The 513-nt window shown below is 29.4% G+C and carries 1 protein-coding gene; it reads left to right on the top strand.

Annotation, left to right across the window (positions count from 1 at the left end; genetic code table 11):
• Positions 1 to 217: 217 nt before the first annotated feature.
• Positions 218 to 513: helix-turn-helix domain-containing protein (locus KI356_RS27775; RefSeq protein ID WP_212937072.1), on the top strand; the 296-nt coding region annotated here is incomplete at its 3' end.

Raw genomic sequence — 513 nt, 5'->3', positions numbered from 1 at the left:
AAATTGTATGAAAAAAAGAGTCGGAAAAACCGATTTTTTACCATTTAATTTAACAAGAAGTATAGAAATAATCAAAGTATGAATGTACAATTTAAATAATCGATACATTTTTTTACATATGTGAGAATGCCCATTGTATATAGTATGAAAGATTAAGAAATACATAATGACTTAATTAGTAAAAAGCATGAAATGGTTAAATAGGGAGAGTAGAGAGATGGAAATTGGGGAACGTATTCGGCAAGTTCGTATGCATAAAGGATTAACACAGGGGGAGCTCGTATCAGAAATATGCTCAGTAACCTATTTAAGTAGAATTGAGAGTGGGAAAATAAAACCATCATCTTCTTTTTTAAAGAAAGTTTCTAAGAAGCTGGATGTTGATGGCGATTATCTCATAGAAGGTAATCACGAGGAGATAAAGCTTACTATTCTTGAAATATGTAATAAATATAAAAAAGATAAAATTATACCTGAAGCTGAATTATCCTCATTAGAATTATATGTTCGTGA

The organism is Bacillus hominis (assembly GCF_018332515.1).
GTDB classification, from domain to species: Bacteria; Bacillota; Bacilli; order Bacillales; family Bacillaceae_G; genus Bacillus_A; species Bacillus_A hominis.
The sequence above is the reverse complement of the archived record's forward strand: the minus strand, read 5'-3'. Positions and strand labels throughout refer to the sequence as shown.